Origin of the sequence: Brevundimonas sp. TWP1-3, from assembly GCF_049896085.1 — a bacterium.
In the GTDB taxonomy this organism is placed as follows: Bacteria; Pseudomonadota; Alphaproteobacteria; order Caulobacterales; family Caulobacteraceae; genus Brevundimonas.
The window spans coordinates 489,514-510,166 of the sequence record NZ_JAFCTP010000001.1 but is presented as its reverse complement, the minus strand read 5'-3'; the positions used below and the strand labels follow the sequence as shown (position 1 = coordinate 510,166).

The following is a 20,653-nucleotide window of genomic DNA, read 5'->3' as shown; positions in this document are numbered from 1 at the left end:
ATTATCCATTGCCGCGACACACGGATGCTTAAGGCTTCAGGCTTCAGGCCACATTGATTTCCATAGCGCCGATCCGGTCGATCCAGGCGTGGATCTTGTTTCCGGGCTTGACCTGTGCTACGCCCTCGGGCGTTCCCGTAAAAATCACGTCTCCAGCCTCAAGGGTGTAGAATCGGCTGGCCATTTCGATCAACTCCGGCACGCTCAGCACAAGGTCGTGCGTATTTGCCTTCTGCCGGGAGACTCCGTCCACTTTCAGTTCGAAATCGAGCTCTGAGGGATCGGGAATCTCATCAGCGGTTACGAGCCACGGACCCAAGACAGAGTAGCTGTCGATCGATTTGCGCATGCTGCGTTCCTCGGCTCCGCGCACGGTCATGTCGAGCCCGATCGCATACCCCGCGACATATTCCAGTGCTCGCTCGGCGGGCACGCGGTCTGCACGTTTGCCGATTATCGCTGCCAGTTCGATTTCGTGATCGCTGCGCCGGTCGGGGAACCGCAGCGTCACGGGTTCTGATGGGCCTATCATACTGCTGGTCGCCTTAAGAAACAAACCTGTTTCGTGAATTACCCTCACCTGGGCAGCGTTGCCCTGGTGCAGATCTTCCTGGGCGCGCGCCTCCTCGAGGTGCTTCACGTAGTTTACGGGCGCGGCTATCAGCTTCCCTGGATTTGCTATGGGAGAATCGAAATTGACCTCGCAAGCGGGACGACGCTCTCCGGTCTCCGCGGCTTCGAGGAATGCCTCCATGAGTTGATCAAGATGAGCGATCAGCGGATCATATCGCGGCAGCGGGTATCGCATCAGGGGCAAAAGTTCGAGGGCCGATGTAACATCGACAACCTGATCGTCCTGAATAATGCCGATACGGTTTCTTTGAAAACGACAGATCTTCATTATTTCCTCCTTCTAATCCAGCTGAACCGCGAACCTGCATTCCAATGTAGATTTCGCTCGCTTTCTGGCATCGCAATGCGTGGGGTCGGCGTTAATCAGGCCAGCTTAACGGGGAAAAGCTCCAGACCTCTGAACCGCGTATTGCGATGAAAACACACTTCACCGTTTCTAACCAAAGTCGGCAGTTCCTTCAGCACGGCCGCGAGGGCGATCGGAGCCTCCATCCGAGCAAGCGGCCGGCCGAGACACACGTGGATCCCAGCACCAAACGCTACGTGATTGTTCGGACGCCGCGCCAGATTAAGACGGTCGGGGTCCTCGAATATGCGTTCGTCCCGGTTCGCCGATGCTTGGCACAGAACCACCTCAGTGCCAGCTGGGATGGTCCCATTGCCGCTGGCAAGCTCAACATCGGTCGCCGTCCGCCGCCCCTGAAGCTGAAGCGGCGTAATAAAGCGAAGCAGTTCCTCGAGTGCGGAGGGCAAAGTAACTTCGCCATCGGCAAGCTGGCGCTTGCTCTGGGGGTCTTCCATCAGAAAATGCAACGACTGGGAAATCAGGTTGGTTGTAGTCTCGTGACCCCCGTTGAGGGTCACAATGCACATGTGAAGGATTTCGGAGTCGCTGACTTCGACCCCCTCACGCTGGGCCGAGGCCATGGCGCACATGATGCTCTCAGTTGGGTCTATGGTGGGGCGTGCCTTGATCTCGTCGAGAAAGGCACTGAGGTAGCCCAAGAACTCCGTCGTCGCATCATGGCCCTGCTCGATCGCTTCCGCCGAGACCTTGGGGTTGAGTGGAAAAAGGACTTTTCGCCCAATGCCCTGTATGTAGTCGGCATCCTCAACCGGAATGCCGATCACTCTGCAGATGAGTGACACCGGGATGCGGAATGCGAAATCCCGCACGAAATCGAACTCGCCCATTTTCTTAACTCTGGTGATCTCACGGTCGATTACGCTCTGGGTAAAATCTGTCAGGGACTTGATCGAGGCCTGCGAGAAGAAGGGGTTGACGATACTGCGCAAGCGATCGTGGTCCGGGTTGTCGCGGAACAGCATCGTGGACGTATGATGCTCGAGCAGAGGACCCTGACCAAACTTCTTCTCAAAAAACTCCCCCTTGTAGACAAGGCCCGACAGGTCTCGCCATACTTGGCGTACGTCATCATAGCGGGTCAGGAGGACTGTTCCATCTTCCTGTTGGTGAACAGGATCGCAATTCCGCAAAAGGCGAAAATACGTGCTGGGATCATCGAAATAGTCATCCGGCGGAGCCAGCAGATTGAAAGCTTTTGCCTTTTCCGAAACTGCGTGATCGAATTTATCAAATGCAGTCATTTTGTACTCCAAGAGCCCGAAAATCGCCGACAGCCGCAAAATGTATTAGGTGATAAGCATGCTGTCAATTTACAGCCTTAACTCAGGTTCGCTTTTTGAAGTGGTCCGTAGCAGCTTGCATTAGTCCAGCAGGCTCTTGAAGACATCGACCAGCGTCGAGCGATAAATGTTATTTCGTGGTCGTTGTGGAAGTTCCCGTGGAGCGATCCATTGGCCTGGAGTTTGACCGACCCGTCTCCATAGCCCTAGTCCATCTCGTCATTGCCGTCTCAGGTGAAGACGACCGTGTCGGGCTTCGCACCCAGGATCAGCTATAAGGCCTGCGGACTCCCATTATGACCGCGGGACCAGAGGGGGGCAGGTCACATCTGCTCCCGCCAACGCTGGCTCCTCAGCCGGCGTCAACGCACGCCGATTCCGAACATGTTTACCGCCCTCCTCGCTGCTGAGGCGGAAAGACCCGAAGCCTCATCACCTTAGCAGCCGATGGACGAGGCCCGCGTCCAGGCTCAAGAGGATGCGTGAAATGACCAGCACCGTCCGATGCGGCGGGACGCCGCTCAAGACTCAATCCAGCGTCGTCCGGTATCGAAGGATGGCGAGCGCCGTGATGACCACCACGAAGGCGGCCAGGGCCATCACGCTTGGCCACGCGTCGGCGAGACCGACGCCCTTCAACAAGGCGCCGCGGACAATCCTCAGAAAATGGGTGACAGGAATTAATGACCCGAGGGCCTGGGCCCAGTCAGGCATGCCCCGGAAAGGGAAGAGAAAGCCGGAGAGCAGCATGGACGGCAAAATGTAGAAGATGGACATCTGCATGGCCTGCATCTGGGTTTGGGCGAGGGTCGACAGGAAGAACCCAAGCGCCAGAGATCCCACGATGAACAGCATGACCCCGACGATGAGGGCGTCCCAGCCCCCGACCATGGGGACGTCGAACAGCAGCCGAGCCATCACCAGGAACAGGGTCACCTGAACAATCCCCACCCCGACATAGGGGGCGAGCTTACCGATCATGACTTCGAGCGGCCGCACAGGCGTCGCCAGCAGGCTTTCCAACGTACCGCGCTCCCGCTCGCGCGCCATGGCCAGCGACGTCATCATGACCAGGGTCATCGACAGGATGACCCCCAGAAGGCCGGGAACGATGTTGAAAGCGGTTATCCCTTCCGGGTTATAGCGCCTGTGAACGATCACCTCGAACGGGGCGCCCTGGGTGGACCGGACCAGCGGGCCGGTCAGGTCGCGAGCCAACGCCTGTGCCGGAAGGCCTGCGAGCGCGGCGAGGGCGCCGCCCGTCGCCGAGGGATCGGCGGCGTCGGCCTCGATCAGAATCGCCGGATTCTCGCCCCGCACGACCCTGCGCGTGAAATCCTGGGGGATCACCACCGCGAACTGGACCTCGCCCCGCGCCAAGGCCTGGTCGAGTTCGGCCTGGCTGTTGGCCGACTGGGTGATGAGAAAATAGCCGCTGTTCGTCAGGGCGCTCAAAAATGAGCGCGAAAAGCTCCCATGATCCTGAACATAGACCGCGGTCGGCAGATTTCGGGGATCGTCGTTGATGGCATAGCCGAACAAGACCAGCTGCAGGATCGGCATGATCAGGATCATGGCGTAGGCGAGGTGGTCGCGCGTGAGCTGTATGAACTCCTTGGCCATGACGGCCCAGATTCGTGTCGCCGAAAGCATCAGCTCGATTCTCGCTGAAGGTCAGCCGTCAATTGTATGAACACGTCCTCAAGGGTCGGCCGGGTTTCCGTCCACACGATCGGCGCCTCACTCAACGGTGCGATCGCCTTTTCCAGTGCGGCGCGATCTCGGCCGGAGACGTGCAGCGTCGTTCCGAACACCGTCGCCATTTCAACGCCGACCTGGTCTCTGAGGCGTGGAACGAGCCGGCCTACATGAGGCCCCTCCGCCAAGAAGGTGGTCAATCCGGACTCATCGATGACCTGGTCGGCCGTGCCCCGAGCCAGCGTTCGACCTCCGGCGATATAGGCGATCTCGTGACACCGTTCGGCCTCGTCCATGTAGTGGGTGGACACAAGAACGGTCATGCCTTCGTCAGACAGCGCGTGGATTTCGTCCCAGAAGGTTCGCCGCGCTTCCGGATCGACGCCGGCGGTCGGCTCGTCGAGCAGGAGCAACTCGGGTTCGTGCAGGGTCGCGGCGGCCAGCGCCAGCCGTTGTTTCCATCCGCCGGAGAGCGTGCCGGCGAGCTGTCTTCGTCGCTTGACCAGTCCCAGACGCTCCAGTGCCGCCTCGACCCGAGCGGCGCGACGGTCCAGTTCGTGAACCCTGCTTGTGAACACCAGGTTCTGCTCGATGGACAGGTCGTCATAGAGCGAGAATTTCTGCGTCATATAGCCGACCCGACGTTTGATCAGCTCCGACTGGCTCATGACGTCGTAGCCAAGGACCTCGCCCTCTCCGCTGTCGGGCGTCAGCAGACCACACAGAAGACGAAGCGTGGTCGTTTTGCCCGCTCCGTTCGGGCCAAGAAATCCGCATATTCTGCCGCGTTCGACGGTGATGCCGAAGTCCTGCACGGCATGCAGCGCGCCGAACGACTTGTTGAGGCCCCGAACGTCGATCACCGGCTCTGCATGTTTCATTGTGCGCCCCGCAACCGCTCGACATCGACAGGCAAACCGGGCTGGAGCGAGCGGGGATTTTCGGGCGTCGCTTCGATCATGAAGACCAGACGATCCCGGCTGCCCTGGCTGTAAAGGATTGGCGGAGTGAACTCAGGTCGCGGGCTGATCCAGCTAATCCGGGCCCGGCGCGCCGCGCCGCAGCCATCGCAGCTGAAGCTCACCACGCCGCCGGGCCGATAGTTAATCAATTCTCGCTCGGGAACGAAGAAACGGACCTTGACCTCGGCGTCGGGCAGCAGCGCGAGGACCGGTTGATTGGCGGGGACGAATTCACCCTGGCGAAAGAATATCTCCTCGACACGCGCGTCCACAGGCGCTCGCGGCGCCAAGGTGCTCAGCCGCACTTCGGCCTCGCCCAGTCCCCCTTCGGCCTGGTATATTTGTTGTTCAGCCGCCCGCAGGGCGCCTTCCCGCGCGCCCAGCGTCGCCACCTCGCGCCGACGCCGTACGGCCGCGACCTGGGCCCTGGCCGTGTCTCTTTGCGCTCTCTCCTGATCGAGCCTGGCTGGTGCGTAAATGCCCTGACGCACCAGGGGTTCGATCCGCGCATAGCTGGCTTCCGCTTCCCGCAGCTGCGCCTGGGCGGACGCGAGTTCGGTATCGAACACGTCGAGTTCCTGCTCTCTTTGTCCCGTCCGGAGATCGTCGGCACGCGCGCGCGCCGCCTCGACCGACGCGGCCGCACCGCTCGCCTGTGCCTTCTGCACGCCCGCGTCGATCTGGAACGTCGCAGCACCAGTCCGGACGCGGTCGCCTTCGCGCACATAGAGGGTTTCGAGCGCGCCCGATGCGGGCGCAGCGAGATAAACCGGCTCGCCCTCCACATAGCCTGAAAGAGGGCGGTCTATCGTGTCTGTCCGGAGAAACCCCCAGATCAACCCGCCGATCGCGACCAGGCCAACACCGGCGGCGATCTGATAGAGCGTCCGGCGCCTCACGCCTTCATCCCCTTGAGGACGGTGTCCAGATGTTGGGCCGCCAGCGCCTCGAGCGGCAGAGGTTTGGCCCCGATGGGCTCGAAGGTTTCTCTCCAAAGCAGACCGAGCACCAAGGGGCCCAACAGGCCCATGGCGAAGAGTTCAGGATCGCCCCTTCGGACCTCGCCCGAATTCTGCCCTCGACGGACCAGACTGGCGATCAGCGCCAGAAGCGGTGTGATGACGGACTGGTGCCAGATCAGCGCCAGTTCGGGCAGATTGCGGCTTTCCGAAATGATCAGCTTGACCACGCCGCCGATACGAGGATTGGCTTGCAGCGCGCTAACAAGGACCCCGACGCCCAATCGCGCCGCTTCATCGAATGGTAAATCGCCCTCGACGCCGGTCCTGATCTTGAGCAAGCGCGGCTCTATGGCGTCCTGCACCACCGCCCTGAAGAGATCCTGCTTCGTTTCGAAATAGAGATAGAGCGCGCCCTTCGACACCCCGGCGGCCTTGGCGATGTCGTCGAGCCGGGCGCGCGCGAAACCATGCTCGGAGAACACCTCGAGCGCAGCCGCCACGATCTCTGCCGGCCGATGGGCTGCTCGGCGTCGCCATTTTGGTTGTCCCGGCGGAAGCATGACGACCCTTATTAACTGAACGGAAAGTTATTAAGGGACTTATTCGGACGGTTCAAGGACTGTTCCACCACAAAGCGTGTTCTGCCGCCCGGGCGGTGTTCTGCTGCGGCCGGAGCGAGTGCGGTCCGCGTAAGCATTGCTTTCGAGACCAGGTGAGATCCGCAGCGACCAGCGTCAGGCTGGATCGCTGTTCGTCTGCCCCCAGCCGTGGCGACCTTCACCCTGCTGGTTCGGAAAGGCGCGCCCCGTCCGATCAGCCCGGCAGCCCGCCTCCTATGGCTTAAGTTGGCCGCAACGTTCGTTCATAACTCGTGTGCGCGTTACGGCTTTGGCCGTGCGAGATGTCTACCAGTCGGGGCGGATCGGCTTCGGGGTCTCAAATCATGCGGGATGACGAACTCAATCGGTGGTTCTGTCAGGCGATACTGCCGCATGAGCCTTTGCTCATGCGCGTCATTCATCGGAGTTGGCCAAGCGCTGAGGACGTCGTCGATATCCGCCAAGATGTCTATGAACGCGTCTTGAACGCCGCCCAGCACGGCGTGCCGTCCCAACCCCGAGCCTATCTGTTGACCATCGCCCGCAATCTGATGATCAACCGAGCGCGTCGCGCCAAAATCGTATCGTTCGATCTGATATCGGACCTAGAGACTGCAGACTGGGAGGACCTGGCCGCCGAACCGCACCGTCATCTCGCGGCGCGTGAAGAACTTCGTAGAGCCCAAGAGGGACTCGAACGTCTGCCAGTGCGGTGCCGGGAAGTTGTGTGCCTGCGCAAGCTGGAAGGACTCTCGACCCGCGAGGCGGCAGAGAGGCTAGGCGTCAGTCACCATACAGTGGAGCGGCAACTGACGTTGGGAATGCGAGCTTTGACGGACTTCATGCTGGGGGGGGAAGGGCGCATTGCTCGTGGCGTCGGCCAAGGTCGCAAGACCCGGGAGACGCAGCCATGAGCCGAGCCACCGACGTGGAAGCGTGCGCAGCGACCTGGCTGGTGCGTCGCGAAGAAGAGCACTGGACTGCCAGAGACGAAGCGGAGTTGCAGCTCTGGCTGCAGGAATCCGCGGCACACCGCGCGGCCTTCTGGCGTCTCGAATATGGTTGGCGAAGGGCTGATCGGTTGGCGGCGCTCACCAGCGATGCGCGCAAGGGGGTTGATGCAGGCATAGGGACCCGTCGGGTTCGTGCAGCGTTGCTGGCCGCCTGTCTCGTGCTCGCGACCGCCCTTGGGTTCTGGGCGATACGCGAACCGGGTTCGGCGCCCGCCATGTTTACGACGGATGTCGGCGGACACAGACTGGCGGTGATGTCCGACGGGTCTCGTGTCGAGCTGAATACGGCCAGTCATTTGCGCGCGGAGATCGGTCGGAGGAGCCGGCAGGTCTGGCTTGATCAGGGCGAAGCCTATTTCGAGGTTGCCCATGACAGGGATCGGCCTTTCGTCGTTCATGCAGGCGATACACGCGTCACGGTTCTCGGCACGAAGTTCGTGGTTCGGCGAGACGAAGACAAAGTGACGGTCAGCGTCGTTGAGGGCCGAGTGAAGGTCGAGGAGGCGGGCGGCCACGCCATTGACAGGGCCTCAGTCATCACCTCAGGGGATATCGCTCTATCCCAGGGCGATTCGATGCTTTTGGCGCCGCGCTCGGAGCAGCGCGTCGAGGCTCAACTCGCCTGGCGCCAGGGGCGGATCGATTTCGATAACACCACCCTGGGGCAGGCCGCCCTCGAGTTCAATCGCTACAACCGCCGTCAGCTCATCGTCTCCGAAGACCTCTCGGACCTGCGGATCGGAGGCTCGTTCGCCGCCCAGAATCTGGATGGCTTCGTCCGGATGCTTCGTGACGCCTACGACCTGTCTGTGACCCAAACCGGCGATCGACTCACAATTTCTTCGTGACGACGTTACGGGAGTGGAAGCTCCCGACTGTCCTTCTCTGGTGACGGCGCGTCAGACGCCGCGACATCGGGTGAGGAACAGACAATGTCAAAAGGATCCAGATCGACCTGGCTGCTGGGCGCTTGCGCTACGGCGGCCCTCGTCGTGGCGTCGCAGCCTTGTCAGGCGCAGGCGCCGCGGACGGCCAGCTTCAACATCGCTGAAGGGGAGATGCGGCCGGCCATAGACACCTGGATGCGGCAATCCGGCCGCGAGGTGATCTATCGCGTCGAGGACGTCCAAGGTCTGCGCACCCGCGGCGTAAGCGGCGTGATGGACAGCGATCTGGCGCTTGAGCGGACCCTCGCGGGCTCGGGGCTCACCAGCCGCCGCGACACGTCCGGGGCACTGGCGATCATTCGCCAGAGCGATTCCCGAAGCCAGGCCGAGACCGGCTTGGTTGCAACACAGATCGAGGATGTGATCGTCACAGCGCGACGCACCGAGGAGAGGAGCCAGGATGTTCCGGTCGCGGTCTCTGCCTTCAGCCAGGAATCGCTGCGTGAGAAAGGCATACAGACGGCGACGGATCTCCAGAATTTCACGCCATCCCTGACCGTCTTGGGACATGTCAGCCGAAACCAGGAAGAGTTCACCCTCCGCGGCATGGGAGGCTCCGGCGGGTTCGGCACTGGAAGCGGCCCCGGGGTGGTGGCCTACTTCGCTGAGACTCCCAACAGCGCGAGCGGACCGGGCGTCTTCTACGACCTCCAGTCGCTGCAGGTCCTGAAGGGGCCGCAAGGCACCCTGTTCGGACGAAACTCGACCGGCGGCGCAGTTTTGATCGAGCCCCGCCGCCCGGACTACAGCGGCTTGAATGGGTACGCCGAAGGCATTGTCGGCAACTTCTCGCGGCGAAGTGGAGAAGCGGCGATCAATCTTCCGCTTATCGAGGACAGGCTGGCCGTTCGTCTTGCGGCTCGCTTCGATCAACGTGAAGGCTACGCCCGCGACGTCCTGAGCGGGCGCGAGTACCTGAACCGAGATAACTGGGGCGTTCGGCTGGGTATTCGGTTCGATCCGACGCCCTGGTTCAGCAACTACACGGTGGCCAGCTACAACGAAGTCAATGAGAACGGGGGGGGAACGGTCCTTCTGGCCGTCAATCCCGCATCGACCTTCGGGTCGCTTATGACGCCTTTTCTGGCCGCGCAGCAGTCCAGGAGCGTGCGGGAGACCGCGCTCGGCACCATCACCAAGGATGAGTTGAAGACGTTTCTGTTCCTCAATAACTCCGAGTTCCGGCTCCGCGATGGCCTGACGTTGAAGAACATCATCAGCTATGCGGGCCGGCAAGGGAACACGGCATCCGATGGCGACGCGAGCCCCTTGGCGATTTCGGATCTGGTCGGCGCGCTGCCTGGTTCTTACAACACCGACCTGCGGACGTTCACCGAGGAGGTGCAGCTGCGCTACGAGACCGACCGGTTCGATGTCCAGGTCGGCGCCTTCTATCTGAAGGAAGACACCCCTGACGACGGTCTGACCTTCCAGACGATCAATCCCCTCCAAGCCCCTCTGGGCATAGCCGCGACGACGGTCATCCTGCCGTTTTCGCCCTTCTTCTATCCTGTCCTCAGCGTACAGGATCGCGCCGAAGTCCATGGGGACAGCCGGGCGGTCTATGCCCAGACGAATGTGAACCTCACACCCAGCCTCACTGCAACGGCGGGGCTGAGGTGGACCTGGGACACCTATGGCGGCCACATCAGCTCTTATCTTCCGGCGAGCTCCTTCTCGAACTTCGTCGCCAATGCCCCGCCCGCTCTTTTGCCGACGGCGTTGCTGACCCAGGCTCTGGCGTCCGACCTGTGCGTCTATGATGCGTTTCTCGCCGTAGCGCGCGGGCAGACGCCGTCCGTCCGCTTCCCGAATTGCTCCTATCCGGGCTTCGAGGGTGAGAGCGACGGGGCGACCTGGCAACTCGGGCTCGACTGGCGCGCTGATCCGGACACCCTCGTCTATGTCGTCAGCAGGCGCGGATACAAGAGCGGCGGCACCAATCCGGTCGTGACGATCCTTTCACCGCTCGGGCAGGATGATCCGCTGTTTCCGTTCAAGCCGGAAACCGTCACAGACCTCGAACTCGGCCTGAAGAGGGATTGGTCCTGGGACAACGGCGTCAGCGCGCGGACCAACATAGCGGCCTTCTACACCTGGTACGACGACATCCAGGTCATTCAGCGCCAAGTCTTCATCGGCTCCGACATCGCCACCAACGCCCAGAAGGCTCATGTGTTGGGCGTGGAGTTCGAGGGTCTGGTGAAGTTTGGCGACCGCTTCACCTTGGGCGCTACTTATTCGTACAACTCTGCCGAATATGACGAATGGCAGACGCTGGCGACGCCGGGCTCGCCCAGTCAGGACTACAGCGGCACGCCTTTCCTCTACGTTCCCAGTTCCAAGTTCAGCCTCGACGGACGCTTGGCCCTGCCCATGCCCGTGGAACTCGGCGATCTGGGTCTGCGCGTGACCTATTCCTGGCAGGACGACCTCAAAGTGTCTCCGGATCCGCAGCCCTTCGACACGATCCCTTCCTATGCGTTGGTCAACCTGCGCCTCGAATGGGACAACGTTGGGGGGCGGCCGATCGACATCGCGCTGTACGGTACGAATGTGACCGACGAAGAATACCGCGTCACGTCAAACAACGCCTACACAACCTCGGGCCGGGTCAGCAGCATCTACGGCGAACCCGCCCAGTACGGCCTGTCCGTTCGCGCCCGTTACTAGGAGTGGAGATGACATCGGCACGTCTATTGTTGAGCGCCTGCGCTGTTGCCGCGCTGCTTTCCGCCTGCGCTTCGATCCAATCCGCCTCGCCTGACATTTCCACGCCGGTTGCGGAGCGAGCGGCCCGACTTGGAGCAACCGATCTCGTGAGCGCGCCGGGGCCGGACGGCGGTTCCATCCTGAATGGCAAGTTGAACGGTCGAGCTTTTGTGCTGGCCACGCCAGCTCAGTGGAACCGGGGCGCAGTCTTTTTCGCGCAAGGCTACGCGACACCCGGCTCCACGCCTGTCGTACCGCCGGATCCCATCACGAAGGATCCCGGAGGCGGAAGCCTGGCGCACATCTATAGCCAAGGCTATGCGGTCGCCATTTCGGCCTACGACAAGGCGGGGGTTGCAACCGAAAGCGGCGTCGCCAACACACTACGCCTGCGCGATTTCGTGAATGGACTGGGTTCGAACCGGGATTATTTCCTGGGCGGCTCGATGGGCGGCGGCGTCGTCCTGGCCGCGATAGAGACGCATCCTGACGCCTTCGACGGCGCCGTCTCCATGTGCGGCATGACGCAAGGGTGGCTGCCCCTCGTAGGACAGATGATGGAGCTGCGGGCCGCATACAACCTGCTGACCGAAGGCACGCCTTACGCCCTGCCTGGTTCTATGGACGTAACGCGATCCGGGCTGCCGACGGTTCCTCTCGCCGGCGACCCAACGGACGGCGAGGCGTTCAGAAACGCGCAGAAGATGAGGGTGATCGCTCCAGTGCTGATGTTGTTCGGGGCTGCCAAGGCAGATCCTCAGGGCCGGGAAGCGACGATCGTTCGCCAATTGGCCTCGATCATAGATGCGGAACCTGATGCGGCCGTTATCGGCGCGCCCATCTACTCGGCTGTCCTGGGCATGGACGACATCGTTGAGGTCATGGGCGGTGTCCCCGCCGGTAACCGGAATACGGTCTATGCGCCCGATGGGATGAGCCGGACGGAGGCTGAAGGATTCAACGCGCGAATCCAGAGGTTCGACGCCGATCCGGCCGCCGTGGCGTACGGGCGACGCTGGCACGAAGCGACCGGGCGGTTTTCGACTCCTCTTGTCACTGTTCACCAAGCCGTCGATTCTCTCGTTCCCTATTCTCAATCCGAAGCGTTGGGCCAGGCGGTCGCCGAGGCCGGAAACACCGGCAACCTGGTCCAGTACAGAGTTCCAGGAACGCTGTTCCCGCTACCTGGAGGACTGGAGGGCTACACCCATTGCGGCTTCTCGCCCGAACAGAATATTGCGGCCTTCGAGGCCATGAGGACGTGGGTCGAGCAAGGACGGCGCCCCCCGCCGGAGGCGGTCAGATGAGCTTGGCCATGAACCGCAGAGGTATCCTAGGCTTGGGCGCTGCAGTCGGCGCCGCTGGCCTTGCGGGGCCGGGCAGGTCGGCGGACAACGGTTTCTTGTGGGGCGCAGCGACCGCGGGACACCAGATCGAGGGCAACAATGTCAACTCCGACTTCTGGTTGTTGGAGCAGGTCGAGCCGACCGTGTTCGCCGAACCGTCTGGAGATGCCTGCGACAGCCTTCACCGCTGGAGAGAGGACGTTGCGATCGTCAAGGCTCTGGGGCTCAACTGCTACCGGTTCTCCATTGAATGGTCCCGGATCGAGCCCGCCAAGGGACAGTTCAGCCTAGCCTACATCGATCACTACGCGCGCATCGTCGATCATTGTCGCAGCCAGGGGCTGGCGCCGATCGTCACTTTCAACCACTTCACCACGCCGAGATGGTTTGCGGCCGCTGGCGGGTGGGAGAATTCCGAATCGCCGGACCTCTTCGCGCGCTTTTGCGAGCGGTCGGGTCAACGTCTCGCTGGCGGTCTAAGCCATGCCCTGACCTTCAACGAACCCAATCTGGCGCTCGGCGGGCGGTGGTCGGCCAACCCGCCTCCCCCAGCCTTCATGGCTCAGATGTCAGCCTGTATTGCGGCCGCCGGCAAGGCTAGCGGGTCGGATCGCTTTTCCCTGCTCATGGGCGATCAAGACCCTCGTCCAATGATCCCGCACGTCGTGGAGGCGCACCGTCGGGCCCGAGCCGCTCTGAAGTCGATCCGTTCCGATCTGCCGGTGGGCCTCAGCCTGGCGATACCCGACGAAGTGCCGATGGTCCCGGACAGCGCGCTCGAACGCAAACGCGCAGACGTCTATGCGCCCTTCTTCGAAGCGGTTTCCGACGACGAGTTCGTTGGTGTCCAGACCTATGGGCGGGACTACGTCGGCGCAGAGAAATCGGTGGCGCCGCCAGACGATATCCCCCGCCGCGCGAATGGTAAGGAATGGTTCCCGGCCGCCGTGGGTAACGTCGTTCGATACGTGCATGAAGCGACGGGAAAGCCGGTTCTGGTCACCGAGAACGGCATCGACGCCGAGGACGACTTGGAACGCGCGCGATTTATCCCGGAGGCCGTCGCCTCTGTCCTGGCGGCCCGCGCTGAAGGCGTCCCGGTTCTCGGCTATATTCACTGGTCTCTTCTCGACAATTTTGAGTGGCTTTCCGGCTACGGTCCCAAATACGGACTCGTGTCGGTTGACAGCCAGACGTTTCGCCGCAGTCCCAAGCCCAGCGCTGAGGTTCTGGGGCGTATCGCGCGGACGGGGATGACACCGTGAACACCCCGCCCCCATTTCTATGGGGCGCGGCGACCGCCGGACATCAGGTCGAGGGCAACAATGTCAACGCGGACATCTGGCTTCTGGAGCAGGTGAGAGGCACCACGTTCGCTGAGCCTTCAGGCGATGCCTGCGACAGCCTGAACCGGACGGAGGACGATCTGGCGTTGATCGCGGGAATGGGGCTGAACGCCTACCGCTTCTCCACCGAATGGTCGCGGATCGAACCAGAGCCGGGACAATTCAGTCTGGCCTGGCTGGATTATTACGCAAAGAAAGCCCGGCGTTGCCGAGATCTGGGCATCGCGCCCGTCGTGACGCTGAGCCATTTCACGTCGCCCCGCTGGTTCGCCGCCCGGGGCGGCTGGGAAAACCCTCAGGCCCCGGGCCTGTTCGAGCGTTTCGCCGCCCGTGTCGCCAAGGCGCTATCAGACACCGTTGGCCATGTGATCACCTTCAACGAGCCCAATCTGCCGCTGATGGGCCGCTGGACCCCGACGCCTATATCGGATCCGGTTCGAGACGGGCTCGACGCCATGCTGGCCCAGGCCGCACGGGAGAGCGGGTCCGATCATTATTCGGTCTGGGTCTATTCGCGAGGAGAAGATGAGGCGCTAGGCCGTCTTCTTGACGGCCATCGGCGGGCGCGCGGGGCCTGGAAGGGCGCCTCGCCCGAGGCGAGCGTCGGCCTGAGCCTCGCCGTGCCAGATGTTCAGCCCATCGGCGACGAAAGCGGCGTCACCGCCTATCGCCGCTTCGCCGAAGCGCCGTTCTGGGACGCGGTCCGGGAAGACGACTTCGTGGGCGTGCAGACCTACGGAAGGCTGAGGATGGCGGCCGACCGCGTCCTGCCTCCGGAGCCGAATGCCGAGCGCACGCAAAGCGGTGACGAATACTATCCACAGGCCCTGGGCTCCGCCGTCCGCCACGTTCACGCCGTGACCGGGCGCCCCATCTTCGTCACTGAGAACGGTCTGGCGGCAGCGGATGACGAACAGCGACAGCGCTATATCGCCTCGGCCCTGGACAGCCTGGACGAGGTGCGTCGAACGGGAACGCCGGTGATCGGCTATCTGCATTGGTCTCTGCTGGACAATTTCGAATGGCGGCGCGGATACGGCCAGCAGTTTGGTCTGGCGGCGGTGGACCGCGGGACGTTCAGGCGTACGCCCAAGGCCAGCGCCGGACTTTACGCCAATCTCGTGGCGGCGCGGCGATGACCGGCGCACTGTTCGCGACGCTTCTGGTCCTGGCCGGTCAGAGCCATCCCGTCGCCCCTCAGGCCGCCTCCGGCGTGATTTCGAGAGCAGCCCAGGCAGGGCTTGACGAGGATGCGGCCCGATCACCGGCGGGTCCGACGATGGCGGATCGGCGGGGCCGGGCTGAGGCCATCCAACAGGAGATGGGCCGCGATCGTATGGCGCGCGACGGGGTGACGATGGAGGAGACCGCCATCGCCAATGTCCCGGTTCGAGTCTTCGAGCCGGGGGCCGGCGCGAGACCGGGCGTCATACTGCTGAACCTGCACGGGGGCGGATTCATCGTCGACGCCGGCTCAATGACCGAGACCGCCCCCCTCGCGGCGCTGACGCAGCGCCAAGTCATAGCCATCCGCTATCGCCTGGCGCCAGAGCATCCATTCCCGGCGGCCGTCGAGGACGCATTGAGCGTCTATCGCGCGCTTCGATCGACCCGGCCGGACGCCCGCATCGTTCTGTTTGGGACCTCGGCAGGGGCGACCCTCGCGGTTGAACTCATCGCCCGGCTTCGGCGCGATGGGGAGCCGCTGCCAGCCGCGCTGGGCTTTTTTTCCGGCACGGCCGACCTAGCCTCCGGCGGCGACAGCCTGGACCTGTTCGGAGACCCGGCTGCCGCCTCCGCAGTCCTGGGCGCCTATCTGGGAGCAGGATCGCCTCAGGATGTCGCAGCCTCGCCCGCACGCGGCGATCTCACGGATTGGCCGCCGACCCTTTGCATCTCCAGCAGCCGTGACCTTTTGCTCAGTTCGACAGCCGCCTTTTGTCGCGGACTGGACGAGGCGGGCGTCGCGGCCAACCTGATCGTCTTCGACGGTCTGCCTCACGCCTTCTGGAGCTACATCGACGCGCCTGAAACCGACGCGGCCTTTCGCGCGATGGCGCGCCATTTGTCCCCGACTGAGCCCTGGAAATGACCCCTGCAAATTGTTGTGTCGCCGTTGTCATATCCAGCCTGGCGCTCATGGCCTCTGGCTCAGCGTCGTCGGCCCAGACTCCCGGCTTGATGTCCTGGCTCCCTCCTTCCAATCAGCTCAGTCCTGAAGCGCGATCCGTGCTGGATCGGATGGACGCGGCCAAGGCTCCCGAGTTCAATGGCGACCTTGTACGCCAGCGGGCCTTCTATCAGCAGTTCAACGACGATCGGCTCGTGGAAATGCGGCGGGTGTTCAGGACCCGTGAACGGCATGAGACGCTGAATGCCGTCCATGTGCAGGTGGTCGAGCCCGCTGACGGCGTGTCGGCCCGCAATCGCGACCGCGTCCTGATCAACGTCCACGGCGGGGCCTTCATGTGGGGCGCGGGCAGCGGAGCCCTGGTGGAGGCCATTCCGATCGCCGCGACCATGGGCGTCTCCGTGGTGACGGTGGATTACCGCCTGGCCCCAGAGAACCGCTATCCCGCCGCGTCCGAGGATGTGACGGCGGTCTATCGCGCCCTGCTGGAACGATATCCGGCAGCCAACATAGGCATCTTCGGCTGCTCGGCGGGCGGCGTGATCACAGCCCAGGCCGTAACCTGGATTCGCCGAGAGGGTCTGCCCCGACCGGGCGCTATCGGCACCCTGTGCGGCACCGGCGCGCCCTATTCCGGCGACAGCCCATACCTCGCCGGCGTCGTGCCGGTCGGACCGGGGGTCAAGGCGCCGCCCCTGCCCGGACTCCTGCCGACCGCCTATATGGAAGGCGTCGGAGCCGACGATGCGCGAGCCTATCCGCTGACTTCGGATGCGGAAACGGTTTTCATGCCGCCGACCCTCCTGCTGGCGGGCGGCCGGGACTTCGCCGTCAGCGCGCTCAGCCTGGCCCACCGTCGCCTCGCCCGCGCGGGCGTCGACAGCGAACTTCATCTGTTCGACGGATTGCCGCACGCCTTCTTCGTGTGGCCTGACATGCCTGAGTCACTGGAGGCCTACGCGCTGATCGCCGGCTTCTTCGACAGCAGGCTCGGTCTCACCCCTTCGTCTTCGATCCCAACCCCCCGGAGCCCCTCATGACCTCTCGCTTCAAATCCTGCCTGCTCGCGGGACTGATCCCGTTCATCCTCGTCGCGGGCGGTCAGCCTTCTCTGGCCGGGGCCCAGGTCGCCCCGGCGGCCGTCGAAGCGGCCAGCGCGGGCCTGACGCCGGGGCAACAGGCGATCGCGGACCGGGCGGCGGCCTTGGGCGCCACCGACATCGACGCCCGGCCCGGGCCGAACGGCGGCCTGCTGCTAGGCGGCAAGCTCTCTGGCGCCCAGTTCGCCCTGGCCTTTCCCGCGACGTGGAACGGCGATGGGCTGGTCTATGCCCACGGCTATTCCACGCCGGGGACTCCGGTGTCGGTCGCCGACAACCCCGTCGAGAAGCCCGGCGTACTGAAACTCGCTTACGACCAAGGCTTCGTGGCGGGGCACAGCGCCTATGACAAGGCCGGCCTGGGCGTCGAGACCGGCTCCGTCAACACCCTGCGTCTACGCGACCTCGTCGCGGGGCTGGGCGGACAGCGTATCTACGTCGCCGGAGACTCCATGGGCGGCGGGATCGTCGTCAACCTGCTGGAGACCCATCCCGAGGCCTTCGTCGGCGGCCTTGCACGCTGTGGAGTCGTCAACAGCTGGCGCGTTCTGCTGGACCAGTTGCTTGACATGCGCGTGGCCTACGCCTTCCTGACCCGCGGAACCCCCTACGCCTATGAGGGCGACACCGACGTGCGCCGAAGCGTGATCGCGCCGGAGCCGCCCGCCGGGCTCACCGGAGAAGCGGCGCAGTTCTACGTGTTCGGCCAGATGATGAAGGTGGCGGCTCCGCCCCTGGCGCTTTGGGCGGCTGCGCAGGCGAACCCGCAGGGGCCCGAGGCGCGGATCGTGCGTCAGGTCACGACGATCGGGGGCTTCGATTACGACGCAGCGTCCCTGGCGTATCCTCTGGTGACGGCCACCCTTGCCTCTGAGGACCTAACGGCGACCGCAGGCGGCTGGGTCTATGGAAATGAGGACCGAGACTTCTCGACGCCCGACATGACACCGCAGGAGGCCGCAGCCATAAATGCCGGCGTCCAGCGCGTGCGGGCGGCTCCGGAGGCCCTGGCCTATCTTGACCGCTGGCACACCGCAACCGGTCGCGTCCAGACCCCGTTGATCACCTTCCATAACGAGATCGACTCCCTGGTGCCCTATGCGCAGGAAGAGGCGTTCGCTCAGGCGGTCGCCCGCACTGGGAGCGAGGCCAACGTGGCGCAGTACGCTGTGCCGGCGGTCAAAGCGCCTTTGCCCGGAAGCGGCGTGGAAGGCTACACCCATTGCGGTTTCGACATGGCGCAGACCTCAGCGGCCTGGACCGCCCTGCGGACATGGGTGGAGACGGGAGCACGACCTGCGACCGACGCGGTCAGATGAACCGTCGGCAGGTTCTAGCGACGTCCGTTCTGGCGATGCTTCCGGGGCCGGCGCTGGCCGGAGCCTCTGAGCCGGCTCTGTCCTCTCCCATCGTCGGAACGTCGTGGTATCCCGAGCAATGGCCTATGGAGGCATGGGCCAGAGACCTGGACCTGATGCGCGAAGCCGGTCTGAAGGTCGTGCGGATAGGTGAGTTCGCCTGGTCCCGCATGGAACCCCGCGATGGGCGCTTCGACTTCGATTGGCTGGACAGTGCAATCGCAGCAGCGGGGTCGCGCGGATTGCAGACGGTTCTTGGCACCCCAACGGCTGCGCCACCGATATGGCTCACCGAGGCACACCCGGAGGTTCTGCGGGTGGCGGAGAACGGTGAGGTTCAGGGCCATGGAGAACGCCGCCAGTTCTCGGTCGCCAGTTCGACCTATCGACGTTATGCCGTGCGGATCGCCTCAGAGATGGGCCGACGGTATGGCCAGAACTCGAATGTCGCCGGCTGGCAGATCGACAACGAGATCGGGCTTGAGACATTCGACGCCGAGGCGAAGGTGCGATGGGCGCGATGGCTCGAAGGACTGTACAGGACCATCGACAGCCTCAACGACCGCTGGACGACGGCCTACTGGAGCCAGACGTATCAGCGGTTCGACCAGGTTCCGTTGAGCCTGGGGCGGGATCAGAACCCGGCTTTGGTGCTGGACGCCCACAGGTTCTTCAGCGGGCTGTGGGCGGACTATGTTTCTGACCAGGCCGCCGCCCTTCGGGTCTCATCCGCACCCGATCAGTTCGTTACGACCAACTCCACTCTCTGGAACAATCATTTCGACCAACATCTCGTGCACCAGACCCTCGATCATGCGGCCTGGGACCTCTATGCACCGTCGGGACGACCCGACTGGGCTGGAAACGCCCTGCACCACGCGACTGTCCGCGGCTACAAGCAGCGCGCCTTCTGGGTGATGGAAACACAGCCCGGTCATGTCAATTGGGGGCCCCTCAATCGATCGGTGGACCCCGGCGAGACGCGGCTGATGGCTTGGCAGGCGGTCGCGCGCGGCGCCGATGCGGTCCTCTACTGGCAATGGCGGAGCGCCCTGGGCGGTCAGGAGCAGTACCACGGGACCTTGGTGGGGCCCGACGGGACCCCAAACGCGGTCTTCCCGGAGGTGGCTCAGACGGCGCGCGAGTTCGCCCTGGCGTCGCCCTTCCTTCTGGGCTCGACTCCGCACGCTGAGATTGCCCTGATCTACGACCAGGACAGCCGTTGGGCGCTTGAACAGCAGCGGCATGCCGAGGACTATGATCCGACTCGCGTGATGAAGGCATGGCACCGACCCCTGTACGATCGAAACATCGACGTCGATGTGATCGGCCCTGAACAGGACCTGAACCGATATCGTCTCGTCATGGCGCCCGCCCTGCATCTGGTGGACGCCGACCTTGCCGGGCGTCTGTCAGCCTATGTCGAACAGGGGGGATGGTTGGTGCTCGGACCGCGAAGCGGCATGAAGACCGAAGACAACGCCCTCTGGCCGAACGGGCAGCCAGGCCCCCTGGCGACTTTGCTCGGCGTGGAGGTCGATGGGTTCTATGCTCTGGACGATGAACGTCCGTTGGAGGGATCCTGGTCCGCTAAGGCCAGGGTCTGGGCCGAAACGATCCGTCCAGTTGCATCCGATGTCGAGGTCCTCGCGCGCTACGCCGTCGGCGGTTGGACGCAAGGACAGCCGGCCATCGTCCAGCGACGAGTGGGACAGGGAGGGACCGTGTACGTCGGCGCGCTGCTCGATGAGACGGGGCAGGGCGGCTTGACCGACCGCATTCTTTCCTCCGCCGGACTGAAACCGGGGCTCCCCTGGGTCCCGGCGGGCGTCGAGGCGGCGATGCGCACGGGGCCCGCAGGTGTCTGCTGGTTTCTGCTCAATACGTCCAGTCAGGCGGCCGCAATCGAATTTCCGCCAGGTGCGCGCATTGCTGTGGGGAGATTGGTGGAAGGCCGCTTGGGTCCTGGAGACGTCGTCGTGGTCTGGCAGGGCGCGTCGCAGGGAGCGCAGGCGGTTCGAACATCATCACGCTTATGAACCACCGCTTGCCTGTCGCTCCGACAAGCTTACGCTCGCTGAGCGTTCCGAACGAACTGGCGTTTTCAACTCAGTCTCTCTTCCCGTGTGCATCTCAAGCGGGGCAAGCCTTATTCGATGGCGCCCGATCGCTGGATCAGCAGCTGTTTCAGGAAGAACT

16 protein-coding genes are annotated in these 20,653 nt (G+C 63.5%); 10 read left to right on the top strand and 6 right to left on the bottom strand.

All coding sequences use genetic code 11. The features are described 5' to 3' along the window. Positions 1–43: 43 nt before the first annotated feature. The 6 genes from ACP693_RS02500 to ACP693_RS02475 form a co-directional block, all read right to left on the bottom strand. Positions 44–901 carry a fumarylacetoacetate hydrolase family protein gene (locus ACP693_RS02500; RefSeq protein WP_425986802.1) on the bottom strand — a complete coding sequence of 286 codons (858 nt, stop codon included), beginning with the start codon at positions 899–901 and terminating at the stop codon, positions 44–46. Positions 902–996: 95 nt separating this feature from the next. Further along, positions 997–2,241, bottom strand: coding sequence for a cytochrome P450 (locus ACP693_RS02495; RefSeq protein ID WP_425986804.1), 1,245 nt, complete (start codon positions 2,239–2,241; stop codon positions 997–999). 567 nt (positions 2,242–2,808) lie between these two features. Beyond that, the gene (locus ACP693_RS02490) at positions 2,809–3,933 is read right to left on the bottom strand and encodes an ABC transporter permease (RefSeq protein WP_425986806.1); all 1,125 of its coding nucleotides are present in this window, start codon (positions 3,931–3,933) and stop codon (positions 2,809–2,811) included. Beyond that, positions 3,933–4,859: an ABC transporter ATP-binding protein gene (locus ACP693_RS02485; protein WP_292078822.1), complete on the bottom strand. Its 927-nt coding sequence runs from the start codon at positions 4,857–4,859 to the stop codon at positions 3,933–3,935. The genes ACP693_RS02490 and ACP693_RS02485 overlap by 1 nt, the downstream gene beginning before the upstream one ends. Next, entirely contained in the window at positions 4,856–5,839 is a 984-nt protein-coding gene (locus ACP693_RS02480; RefSeq protein WP_425986809.1) for an HlyD family secretion protein, read from the bottom strand. The genes ACP693_RS02485 and ACP693_RS02480 overlap by 4 nt, the downstream gene beginning before the upstream one ends. Next, positions 5,836–6,402 (bottom strand): TetR/AcrR family transcriptional regulator, encoded by a 567-nt coding sequence (locus tag ACP693_RS02475; protein WP_425986811.1) that lies wholly within the window; start codon positions 6,400–6,402, stop codon positions 5,836–5,838. Before ACP693_RS02475 ends, ACP693_RS02480 begins: the two co-directional genes overlap by 4 nt. A 443-nt stretch (positions 6,403–6,845) precedes the next feature. Between ACP693_RS02475 and ACP693_RS02470 the strand changes: the two genes are divergently transcribed. The 10 genes from ACP693_RS02470 to ACP693_RS02425 all read left to right on the top strand — a co-directional run bounded on the left by ACP693_RS02470 (position 6,846) and on the right by ACP693_RS02425 (position 20,493). After that, a complete protein-coding gene (locus tag ACP693_RS02470; protein ID WP_425986813.1) occupies positions 6,846–7,415 on the top strand; it encodes an RNA polymerase sigma factor in 570 nt (189 codons plus the stop codon). Next, a complete protein-coding gene (locus ACP693_RS02465) occupies positions 7,412–8,362 on the top strand; it encodes a FecR family protein (protein ID WP_425986815.1) in 951 nt (316 codons plus the stop codon). The genes ACP693_RS02470 and ACP693_RS02465 overlap by 4 nt, the downstream gene beginning before the upstream one ends. 84 nt (positions 8,363–8,446) lie before the next feature. Continuing rightward, on the top strand, positions 8,447–11,134 hold the full coding sequence (locus tag ACP693_RS02460) for a TonB-dependent receptor domain-containing protein (protein ID WP_425986817.1): 2,688 nt from the start codon (positions 8,447–8,449) through the stop codon (positions 11,132–11,134). Positions 11,135–11,142: 8 nt separating this feature from the next. Beyond that, positions 11,143–12,480 carry a hypothetical protein gene (locus ACP693_RS02455; RefSeq protein ID WP_426019202.1) on the top strand — a complete coding sequence of 446 codons (1,338 nt, stop codon included), beginning with the start codon at positions 11,143–11,145 and terminating at the stop codon, positions 12,478–12,480. Then, a complete protein-coding gene (locus ACP693_RS02450) occupies positions 12,477–13,784 on the top strand; it encodes a glycoside hydrolase family 1 protein (RefSeq protein WP_426019204.1) in 1,308 nt (435 codons plus the stop codon). The genes ACP693_RS02455 and ACP693_RS02450 overlap by 4 nt, the downstream gene beginning before the upstream one ends. Continuing rightward, the gene (locus tag ACP693_RS02445; RefSeq protein WP_425986823.1) at positions 13,781–15,004 is read left to right on the top strand and encodes a glycoside hydrolase family 1 protein; all 1,224 of its coding nucleotides are present in this window, start codon (positions 13,781–13,783) and stop codon (positions 15,002–15,004) included. The genes ACP693_RS02450 and ACP693_RS02445 overlap by 4 nt, the downstream gene beginning before the upstream one ends. Further along, complete coding sequence (locus ACP693_RS02440) at positions 15,001–15,957, top strand: alpha/beta hydrolase (protein WP_425986825.1); 957 nt, start codon at positions 15,001–15,003, stop codon at positions 15,955–15,957. The genes ACP693_RS02445 and ACP693_RS02440 overlap by 4 nt, the downstream gene beginning before the upstream one ends. A 137-nt stretch (positions 15,958–16,094) precedes the next feature. Then, a complete protein-coding gene (locus ACP693_RS02435) occupies positions 16,095–17,036 on the top strand; it encodes an alpha/beta hydrolase (protein ID WP_425986827.1) in 942 nt (313 codons plus the stop codon). Next, on the top strand, positions 17,033–18,415 hold the full coding sequence (locus ACP693_RS02430) for an alpha/beta hydrolase family protein (RefSeq protein ID WP_425986829.1): 1,383 nt from the start codon (positions 17,033–17,035) through the stop codon (positions 18,413–18,415). The genes ACP693_RS02435 and ACP693_RS02430 overlap by 4 nt, the downstream gene beginning before the upstream one ends. Next, positions 18,370–20,493 (top strand): beta-galactosidase, encoded by a 2,124-nt coding sequence (locus tag ACP693_RS02425; RefSeq protein WP_426050112.1) that lies wholly within the window; start codon positions 18,370–18,372, stop codon positions 20,491–20,493. Before ACP693_RS02430 ends, ACP693_RS02425 begins: the two co-directional genes overlap by 46 nt. Positions 20,494–20,653: the final 160 nt, after the last annotated feature.